This window comes from Marinigracilibium pacificum (assembly GCF_012926615.1).
Lineage (GTDB): Bacteria > Bacteroidota > Bacteroidia > Cytophagales > Cyclobacteriaceae > Mangrovivirga > Mangrovivirga pacifica.
This window is the reverse complement of record NZ_JABBNU010000009.1, coordinates 283,744-294,426: the sequence shown is the minus strand read 5'-3', so window position 1 is coordinate 294,426 and position 10,683 is coordinate 283,744. Positions and strand designations below refer to the sequence as shown.

At 35.4% G+C, this 10,683-nt stretch carries 4 protein-coding genes; 2 read left to right on the top strand and 2 right to left on the bottom strand.

What is annotated here, in order from left to right; translation table 11 throughout:
- Positions 1–109 precede the first annotated feature (109 nt).
- The gene (locus HH304_RS15535) at positions 110–1,450 is read right to left on the bottom strand and encodes a cation:proton antiporter domain-containing protein (RefSeq protein WP_169683282.1); all 1,341 of its coding nucleotides are present in this window, start codon (positions 1,448–1,450) and stop codon (positions 110–112) included.
- Positions 1,451–1,554: 104 nt separating this feature from the next.
- On the opposite strand from HH304_RS15535, the gene HH304_RS15530 reads away from it, so the two are divergent.
- Together HH304_RS15530 and HH304_RS15525 are read left to right on the top strand one after the other, a co-directional pair.
- Entirely contained in the window at positions 1,555–6,666 is a 5,112-nt protein-coding gene (locus HH304_RS15530) for an APC family permease (RefSeq protein ID WP_169683280.1), read from the top strand.
- A gap of 1 nt (position 6,667) precedes the next feature.
- Positions 6,668–7,381 (top strand): mechanosensitive ion channel domain-containing protein, encoded by a 714-nt coding sequence (locus HH304_RS15525; RefSeq protein ID WP_169683278.1) that lies wholly within the window; start codon positions 6,668–6,670, stop codon positions 7,379–7,381.
- Between the two features lie 201 nt (positions 7,382–7,582).
- Here the strand turns inward: HH304_RS15525 and infB are convergent, their stop codons facing one another.
- Entirely contained in the window at positions 7,583–10,600 is a 3,018-nt protein-coding gene (gene infB, locus HH304_RS15520; protein ID WP_169683276.1) for a translation initiation factor IF-2, read from the bottom strand.
- Positions 10,601–10,683 lie beyond the last annotated feature (83 nt).

The window sequence follows — 10,683 nt, the reverse complement described above, 5'->3', positions numbered from 1 at the left end:
AGCGCACACAACTCAATCGAAATTCATAGTTGTACTTCTTTCTCTTAAACATAAAAATGCCCCCAAATAGTGTCTAACTTTTTGGGGGCACTCTACTAAGCTCCTTTTTTTATTTCTTCTCTTCTTGTTGTTCTATTTTATCTTGAGTGTTTTCTGTTGATTGATCATCATTATTGTCTTCTTCTTTTAGAAGCTTCAATTCTTCATCAAGCTCTTCCCAGTCATCAAATTCTAATTTTTCAATGTCCTCTGATTTATCAGACTTATCTGTTATAAGGCCGTATGTCATAACTATGTTGGTAAGCATAATTACATACAATAATATTCCAGGCCTAAATTCTTCAAATTTAAACTCGTCAGGTATACTGAAATATAGTAAGATTGTAATTAACCCTCTCGGGGTCACGAAGAATGCAGGTTTTAAAGATCTGTTTGAGAAGATTTTAAGTAAAGGCCATCTAATTATATAGGTTGCTAATATTATAATTAAACTGACAATAGCTGTCTGAATACTTAGTAAGGATTTTAACTGAAGGGTCATTCCAAAGATTACAAAGAAGAATGTCCTTACAACAAAAGCTGTTTCTAGTGTTACCAGGTGCAAATCATCTAATGCCTCGTTTAATTTCTTTTCATTGGTGAATTGTTTGAACCATCCTCTGAAAAATAATTTATGATTATTAAGGAGTAGTCCAAAAAGAAGAATTATAATAAGACTTGATAATTTATAATACTTCCCAACTGAGTATAACAATATCAAAAATGATATTAATAAGAATAATTTGACCTTTGAGTCAAGTTTTTGAATTAAATAAACCAGCGCATAACCTAATATTATCGATAATAATACAGTTAATGTGATGTTACTTGAAATATCAAAAAAGACTTCTTTTGCATCTGAGGCATTGGCATTTCCAATAATAAAGTAGAAAACCATTATCCCTAGTATGTCAGAGAAAGTTGCTTCATAAATTAGAAATTCTTTTTTTGATCCAATCAAGTTTGCAACACTAGGAATAATTATGGAGCTACTCATTACTGATAATGGAACCGAATAAAGTATTGCATTCATCATTTCCATTTCAAGAAAGTATACCAGAATATAGGCAATAGCAAAACAGGTAAGTCCAAGACTCAAAAAAGCAACTACAAAAGAGTTTATTATTAACTTGAGCTTATCTCTACCTAATTTAAGATCTAATGCAGCCTCCAGCACAATCATGATCAAACCTAGAATACCGAGTACTTCAAGTACCTTAAATAAGATGTCTTCCAGATCGAGACCAATATATTTAAGTCCCTGACTTATACCAATACCGGTTAAAATCAATAATATTACACTAGGAATATTAGTCTTTTGACTAACAACATTAAAAAGATAGGAGACAATTATTATCACTGATGCAGCGATAACCAATACATATGGTGATAATTCGTTTAGTTCTTCCATTAAGCAATTTTTTCAAGATAACCTGAATTAAAACTTTCAGGTTGGATTCAAATTATTAAATTAACGATAACTTTAGATATTTTATACAATAAAATTTGACCTTTATGGCCAAAATCAAAAAGTTTGGAACTTTTGCAGGTGTCTTTACACCGTCTATTTTAACTATCCTGGGTGTTATTATGTATTTGAGGTTACCAATGATTGTTGGTACGGCAGGCTTATGGTATACTCTTGGGATAATATTAGTCGCTCATATAATCTCAGCAAGTACAGGACTAAGTGTTTCTTCCATCGCAACAGATAAAAAAGTTGAGGCCGGTGGAACCTATTATATAATTAGTAGAAGTTTAGGGTTGCCAATTGGTGGTACTCTGGGAATTGCACTTTTTGTTGGATTGTCCTTTAGTACGTCTTTATACCTGATTGGTTTTAGTGAGAGTTTATTGTCTTACTTTGATTTGCCAACAGATATTAATACAATTCGGATTACCGGAAGTATAGCCTTGTTTGCAGTAACGGCAATTACTTTTATAAGTACGTCTCTTGCGATTAAATCTCAGTTTTTCATAATGGCTGCCATCGCTTTGTCTTTGGTGTCAATATTTGTAGGAAATGATGCCCATGAAACTACTCAAACAGTGTTTGAACCGCTTAGTGGAGAAGTTAGTATCATGCTCTTGTTTGGAATCTTCTTCCCAGCAGTAACTGGTTTTGAAGCAGGGGTGTCAATGTCTGGGGACCTTGAAAACCCAAAAAAATCAATTCCTGTAGGAACAATAGCTGCAATTGTTTTTGGATTAGTCGCATATGTTTTGATTGCAAGCTTCTTTGCATTCACTGTTGATGCTGAGGAACTGGCAAATAACCCAAATGTACTTTTTGACATTTCTTGGATACCTGAACTAGTAATTGCCGGAATATGGGGAGCAACAATTTCTTCAGCACTTGGAAGTATCTTAGGCGCTCCCAGGATACTTCAGGCAACAGCTATTGATAAAATAACGTGGAGTTGGTTTGGTAAGGGTACCGGGGAAGCGAATGAGCCAAGGAATGCGCTAATATTAACATTTATAATTGCAGAGTTGGGTATTCTTATCGGGGAATTAGATGTTATTGCCCGTATTGTTTCGATTTTCTTTATTACAACATACGGATTTATAAACCTGAGTTGTGCTTTTGAAAAACTTACTAGTGCCGATTTCAGACCGCAATTTAAAATTCCTGCCTGGGTAAGTATTCTTGGTGCTCTAGCATGTCTTGTTGTAATGATTCAACTTGACCTTACTGCAATGATTGGTGCTGTAGTAATTCTGGGAGGTATTTATGTTTATTTCAGAAGGAAGCAGATGGTGCTTGAAAGTGGAGACTCCTGGAGTGGTGTGTGGTCATCATTGGTTAAAAGTGGATTACAAAATCTGACTCAAAAGCAGGAACACTCACGTAACTGGCGACCAAATAGTCTGGTGTTTTCAGGTAGCGAAAATCAACGAAAACACCTTATTGAATTAGGAACCGCAATTAGTGGGCGTTTGGGTATTATGACAGCTTTTGAACTTAAAGAAGACGGAAAGCCTATCAGGATACCAAATGATTGCGAGTGGAAGGAGACTACTGAGTCTGGAAATGGTTACTTTAGATATACGGTCGATTGTTCGCGAGTATATGAAGGAATGGATGACCTGATTAGGGTTTATGGTTTTTCAGGCGTAAGACCAAATACTGTATTGATGGGCTGGACTGCTGATGAAGATAACAAGGAAGACTTCAGGAAGCTGGTTGAAACCATTTATGAGCAGGATATGAATGGCGTTTGGCTTAATTATAATAAGTCAAAAGGATTTGGTAGGAAAAAATTTATAGACCTTTGGTGGAGAGGAAAAGGTAAAGATCTTACTTTCCATTTTAGTCTTTTAAGACATCTTCAGTCATCTCCAGGATGGAAGGATGTTAAGATTCGTGTTCTTGCTATTAGTCAAACACATGATCAGGATGAAAAACTCTATTCTCTATTAAAATCTACACTTGAAAAATTCAGACTGGATTATAAAATAAAGATTATAGATAATTCTCTTGAAAACGCACCCTCACCTGAAATAATGGAAAGGGAATCAAAGAATGTAGACCTGGTTATTATTGGGCTTGATGAAGATGAAATTGGCAAAGAAGAACACTTTATCAAAAACCATTTGCTAACAAAGAGATTAGGAACGAGTATTATCACCCTGCCTTCTGATAAGTTTGAAACTATTGCTATTGATAGCCTGACAATAAAAAAGCCTCAGGTTCATGAGGAGAAGAATTATCTGGTTGAATTACCAAGGCTTTTACCTACTCGATATGAGAATATTAATACAGATGTTGCTTTAATTGATAAACATGGCTTAAAAGAGTTAGATGTGTTTTTTGCTAAAGGGATTGGAGAAGTTCATTCCGTATATGTTCAGTATTTGGAAAGACTCGAAAAGCAGATTAGCTCAATTAGAGAACAGTTAAAGAAGGTTACTTCCACAGAAGCAGATTACAGGGCTCAAAAAAACCTTATTAAAATTAAGAATGATTTTTATTTCCATAGTAAGGAAATACTTGAGCGAATGACTGAAGAAGGGTTAAAGACCAATTGTGCAAATGTCGAAGATGCTGTTAACTGGTATCTGGATAAATTAAAACAGGATATTGATCGTACTCCGCAAAATATTACTGTAACATTTAAAACAGAAGATGTAAAAATTAATAAGGATGATTCTGTCGGTCTTAAAATCTATAAGCGTTGGTTAAAGTTTAAGAGAAATCTGGGCGTTCAGTCAATTACCAGAAAGGTTCTTTTTAGAAAGACTGTTGAGTTTGCTCTTTATGGACAATGGCAGCGTTATTTATCAGGATGGTTGTCTGAGGTTAAAAGATATGAACAGAATAATCTAAAGAATATTCGTGGATATCTAATAAGTATTGATCAATCTCTTCAAAAGCTTCATTTAAGAATTGATAAGGAAAAGAATGAAGAAATAGATATTGATGGATTATTAGCCCCTGTACATGAACAGCTTCAGAAAACACTTGAGCAAGAGCAAAAGAATTATGAGAAGCTACAAAATAGATTGCGACTCTTATGGAGAAAAATGACTCAGGAACTAGCGTTTAGTCTTTCAAAACTCAACGTAAAGCCATTGATTTCAACCCTTTCTAAAAGAAAAAATGTTTATGCCAACATTGAAGCTAATAACAGAAACTTTAGTTCTGCAGCATATGAAGAGTTGAGTTGGTACATCGGAGCATTAAATTTAGAAGTTCAATTAAATAGCTTTAAATATAGAGTTCGACAGGAAATAACCGAATTTATAGAAGAGCTTGAAAATGATACTGAGCATTATTTAATAAGACCCGCGAAAAAGTTAAAAGAAGATATAAAGGATTCGATTGAAGATGCCGGTAAGGATGTAGAGTTGAAATTAAAATTTGATGGCCACTCTTCTTTAGATCTGGAAACAAGATTTGCTGCTGTATCTGAAACGATTGCTAATTTATTCAGGCAGTTACCAGAAGAAAGTGTTGTGCTGAAAACAGGACACCTTTCTCAGGATACAAAATATACCGGTGACCCTGAACCTGTAACAATAGAGGTTAGACGAATTTCTGAATTTTTAATAGATTCAAAATTAATTGTTCCGGCACAGCAAGAGGTTGTATTGTGTGAGCAACAGTTGATTAAGTATAATAATGCTTTCAAAGACCTTGTCAATCACACTAACTATCAGCATGATTTTATACTCACCAATAACAAACTGAGTGAAGACAAGGAGGAGAAAGAGGTAGCAGTACTACAGCAATCTACCAGGATGATCGATCAGGATATTACTCGATTGAAGGAAGAAATCATTTCCACTGTTAATAAAATAAATGGTGACCTTGAGGAAGCGTTAGATCCTCTGTCGGTATTTATTCTGTCAGCAAATACCGAAGATTATAACCAGTTTATTGTTGACTACAAAAACAAACAAGTCAGAGGTAAGTTTGCCGAATGGTCTGAGATGATTGCTCAAAATGCACAGGAAAAGTTAACTCGATTATTATATTCAAAGAGTAAGGGTGTAATTCTAGCCAAGAGCATTGTTGCAAATGGTAAGGATTTTTACACAGTTTCTTCGGTGCTATCATTTGTTGAGAAAATTAGCCCGGACAGAAAGGTTATCGGAAAACTACCAGTTTATTATCAGAATTTATTTAGTGGAAGATCTTTTGTTAGTGGGGATTTCTGGGTTAACAGACCTGAGGAATTGTCAGTTGCCCAACAAGCATATCGTAGACATCAAAATGGTCTTTCAGGAGGGTTAGTTATTCTTGGTGAACGTAATGCAGGAAAAACAGCGCTTGCGAGACACATCGCAAATAAGTTTTTTAGTCATAAACATACCTACCATCTGAGACCGATGGCAGATGGTAATTCTTCTGTAAAGTCATTTGAGAAAACCTTAAGAGATGTAACAGGATTAACAGGAGGTGCAGATAGAATCTTTCAAACGATGCCACATGGATCGGTTCTGATGATTTGTGATCTTGAACTATGGTGGACAAGAAAAGAAGGGGGAATGGGTGTTATTGATTTAATAACAAATGCCATTGATAAATACTCTGAGAAGATTTTCTTCATGATTAATTGTAATCCGTATTTCTACAGATTGATGATTAATCAAAGAGAGTTTAACAAGTATTTCTTAAATGAGCTTTATTGTAAACCATTTGATGCAGAAGAAATCAAACAGCTATTATTGTTAAGACATAGAAGTAGTGGAATAAAGTTTACATGGAAAGGTAAAGAGGAGGACGAAATATCTGAAATGAGGCTTGCATCTTTATTTAATGCTTATTTTGATTATTCGAATGGAGTTCCTGGTATAGCACTGAAATCATGGTTGGCAAATATAAATGCTGCAACTGAAAGGAAAATTGAAATTCAATCACCAGATAAAACCGGATATAAGATTCTTTATAATATTACGGATGAAGATTTATCTTATTTGCAGCAATTTGTATTGCATAAGCGGTTGAGCGTTAGTAGGATGTCTCAAATTATGTTTACTGATCAGGAGTCATGTTTAATAAAGCTTGATAACTTAAAAAGGCAAGGCTTAGTTCAGGAAAAGAATAATAAGATCTTCGGAGTTAATAGTCATGTTGAACATTTTATTATCCAGGTTCTAAGAGAAAAAGAATTTATATAGTATGAATTATATTATCGTTTTGATCATGGCCTGGGGTATTTTCAGGTTAGTAAGTAAGTTTATCAGGCTTGTTTATGGTGGTTCTCAAAAGAAAATCTACTTAAGCCTTAATCTTTCTTATGTAGAATTGCTGTTTTTTACAGGCTACTTTTTGTTTCTATTGTGGAGGTTTAGTTCACAGTTCAGGGACATTCCATTGCTGTTTAGTATTCCAGTTTTAATAATAGTTGTAATGGTGTTTTGGTATGTGCACAGGCAGGCATTGTTAGGAGTTTTATTTAGGTACCATTATAATTTCAAGTTAGGCGAAGGGATAAAATCTAATGATCTTGATGGTAAATTATCTGGTATGTATTTGTTATTTGTTATTCTTGAAACTATTCAAGGAGATCGAATAAAAATTCCATATAATCAAATTTTAAATACGCATATATACAAAAAGCAAAGTGCTGAGTATAAAAATAGAAATCTGGTAAAACTGTACGTGGAGGCAGGATCTTTTCAGGATCTTCAAAAGAAAATTGCCAATATTAAAGATTATACATTATCGTTACCTTATATACTGACTAAGCATAATCCGGTTATTACCATTGCAGATGAAAAGAATGGTATTTATGAACTTGATTTGGTTGTTCACACGATAAATGACAGGGTAGCAAAAATTCTTGAAGCTGCTCTTGAAGATAAGTTTAATTCAAAATCAGTAGAATTATAGATAAGATAAGAAAAGGAATTCCATAATATTTAAGTACCAATAACCTGTTTTGTTTTTCTGCCCACCATAAGGCTCTCCAGGGTTCTATCAGACCGAGAATCAGAGTAATGCCAATTAGTAGAAAAAATATTTTGGTTACTAATAAAAAAAAGGTTGTATCCATAATTAAAGATACAACCTTTTTTAATTTTTATGATCTGATCAAAGTTTACGTTTGATCTCTTTTTCTTCAAATCCTTCGATTATATCTCCAATTTTGATGTCATTATAGTTTTTAATACTCAGACCACATTCGTATCCTTTCTTAACTTCTCCTACATCATCTTTGAAACGTTTCAGCTGATCGATGTCTCCTGTATAGACTACTATACCATCTCTGATTAGTCTGATTTGATTGTTACGCTTAACAAATCCTTCAGTTACCATACAGCCGGCAACAGTACCAACTTTAGAGATTTTGAATATTTCTCTTACCTCAATAGTACCGGTAATAACTTCTTCTACAGTTGGAGCAAGCATACCTTCCATTGCATCTTTAACGTCATTGATTGCGTCATAGATGATAGAGTATAGTCTGATTTCAATTTCTTCAGTTTCTGCAATTCTTCTTGCTCCACCAGAAGGTCTAACCTGGAAACCAATAACAATTGCGTCTGATGCAGAAGCAAGTAGAACATCTGATTCAGAAATCTGACCTACACCTTTATGGATAATGTTAACGGCAACCTCTTCGGTAGTTAATTTCAATAAACTATCAGAAAGTGCTTCTACTGAACCGTCCACGTCGCCTTTAACAATGATATTAAGTTCCTTAAATGAACCAATAGCCAGTCTACGACCGATTTCATCAAGTGTAATGTGCTTACGAGTTCTAAGTGTTTGCTCTCTGAGAATCTGAGATCGCTTGTTAGCAATATCACGTGCTTCCCTGTCAGTTTCCATTACATTAAACCTGTCACCAGCTTGAGGAGCTCCATCAAGACCAAGAACTAGTACTGGTGTAGATGGTCCAGCGGTATCAAGCCTTTTACCTCGGTGGTCAAACATTGCTTTAACCTTACCAAAGTGGCTTCCAGCTAGCAACACATCACCAATTTTAAGAGTACCGGCCTGAACCATTACAGTAGTTACATATCCACGACCTTTGTCAAGAGATGCTTCAACAACTGTTCCTACAGCTGGTTTGTCTGCATTGGCTTTTAGTTCAAGTAATTCAGCTTCTAACAATACTTTTTCAAGTAGGTCGTCAATTCCCTGACCAGTTTTAGCTGAAATTTCCTGACACTGGTATTTACCACCCCAGTCTTCAACTAATATATTATTATTTGCCAGTTCCTCACGTATTTTGTCAGGATTAGCATTTGGCTTATCAACTTTGTTTATAGCGATAACGATTGGTACACCGGCAACCTGAGCATGATTTAATGCTTCTTTAGTTTGAGGCATAACACTATCGTCAGCTGCAACAACAATTATGGCAACGTCGGTGATTTTTGCTCCACGGGCACGCATTGCTGTAAATGCTTCGTGACCAGGAGTGTCAAGGAATGCTACTCTTTTACCACTATCAGTCATTACATCATATGCTCCAATGTGCTGTGTAATACCTCCTGCTTCACTTTCTGTAACTTTAGCGCTTCTAATAAAGTCGAGTAATGATGTCTTACCATGGTCAACGTGTCCCATAATGGTAACAATCGGTGCTCTGTGGTCAAGATCTTCTTCCTTGTCTTCTTCTTCAACAACATCAGTTTCTTCTTCATCTGAAGAAAATTTAACGTCATATCCAAATTCATCAGCGATTATAGTGATCGTTTCAGCATCAAGCCTTTGGTTGATCGAAACGAACATTCCAAGCGACATACAAGCACTAATAATTTCATTAACACTGACATCCATTAATGAGGCAAGATCATTAGCAGAAATAAACTCTGTAACTTGCAGTGTTTTTGCTTCATCCTGCTCCTGCTGATACTGTCTTTCGGCAGCTTCAGCCTTTGCAGACCTCTTTTCTCTTCTGTATTTCGATCCTTTACCCTTATCGTTGGTTTTTCCACCACTAAGTTTTGCAAGGGTTTGTTTGATCTGTTCTTGAATTTCAGCTTCAGTAGGCTCCTCCTTTTTAATAGGCTTTTTCTTGCCTTTATCAGCGCCTCTTCTATTGTCTTTGTTGAACCTTCCTCTTTTATCCTGGCCTTGGTTGCCACCACCGCCTTGTTGCTGACCTTGCTGCTGGCCTTGGCCTTGTTGTCCACCAGGACCATCCTTGGATATTCTCTTTCTTTTCTTCTTTCTTCTATCTTTTCTATCATCAGAGGAAGCTACCGGCTTTCCTTTGGATTTCTTCTTTGTTTCAGGGAGTTCTATTTTGCCAAGAACTGTAAGACCTTTAAGCTGATCAGCTTTAGCTTCGATCTTCCCTTCATTTTCCTTTTTGGCTGGTTTATCCTTTTCTATGTTCTTAGAATCTTTTTTAGGCGCTTCTTGTTGCGCCTTTGGCTTATCAAATTTCTTATTATTGCCGGTAGGCTGTGGTTCAGCTTTCTTTTCAGCTTTTACCTCAGGCTTAGTTTCTTCCTTAGCAGGTTTTTCTTCCATTTTAGGTTCTGCTTTAGGCTCGGCTTTTACTTCAGGAGCTTTTTCTTCTTTAATAACTTCCTGTTTAGGCTCTTCCTTCTTTACCTCTTCTTCTTTATCTTCCTTTTTAGGAGATTTAGGCTTGTTAATTGAATCAAGATCAATCTTGTCAACAACTTTAATGCCTTTTAACTTATGTGAATCAGAAGAAATCTTTTCTTCAGGCGTATTTTTTTCTTCAGCCTTAGGTTCTTCCTCTTTCTTATTTTCTGTTACTTTTAACTCTTCTTCCGAAGTCTTTGGGGTCGACTTTTCTACGGGAATATTTTTAATAAATACTTCTTCCTCCTCATCATCATTAGATTCAGTGGCTTGAGTATCTTCTTCTTTGTGAGTAATAGTTTCGTTTTTGGCTTCGTCTTTTCTTTTAACGCCGATTTTAAGTCCTGACGCCTCTTCTTTCTCTTGCGCCGAAGACTCAAATTCCTTAGCAAGTAAATTATACTGCTCCTCAGTTATTTTACTTGTAGGTTTGCTTTCGACATCAAATCCCTTCGTACCCAAAAACTCAACAACTGTAGAAATCCCTACATTGAGTTTTCTGGCTACCTGGTTTAAACGCATGGTTTTTTCTTCTGCCATATATTAATTTTCCCTTTTCTCTAAGTCGTTACTTTATTAGACCCCTTTTTATTAAAATACAAAAATAGCGAAAGATAAGCGAT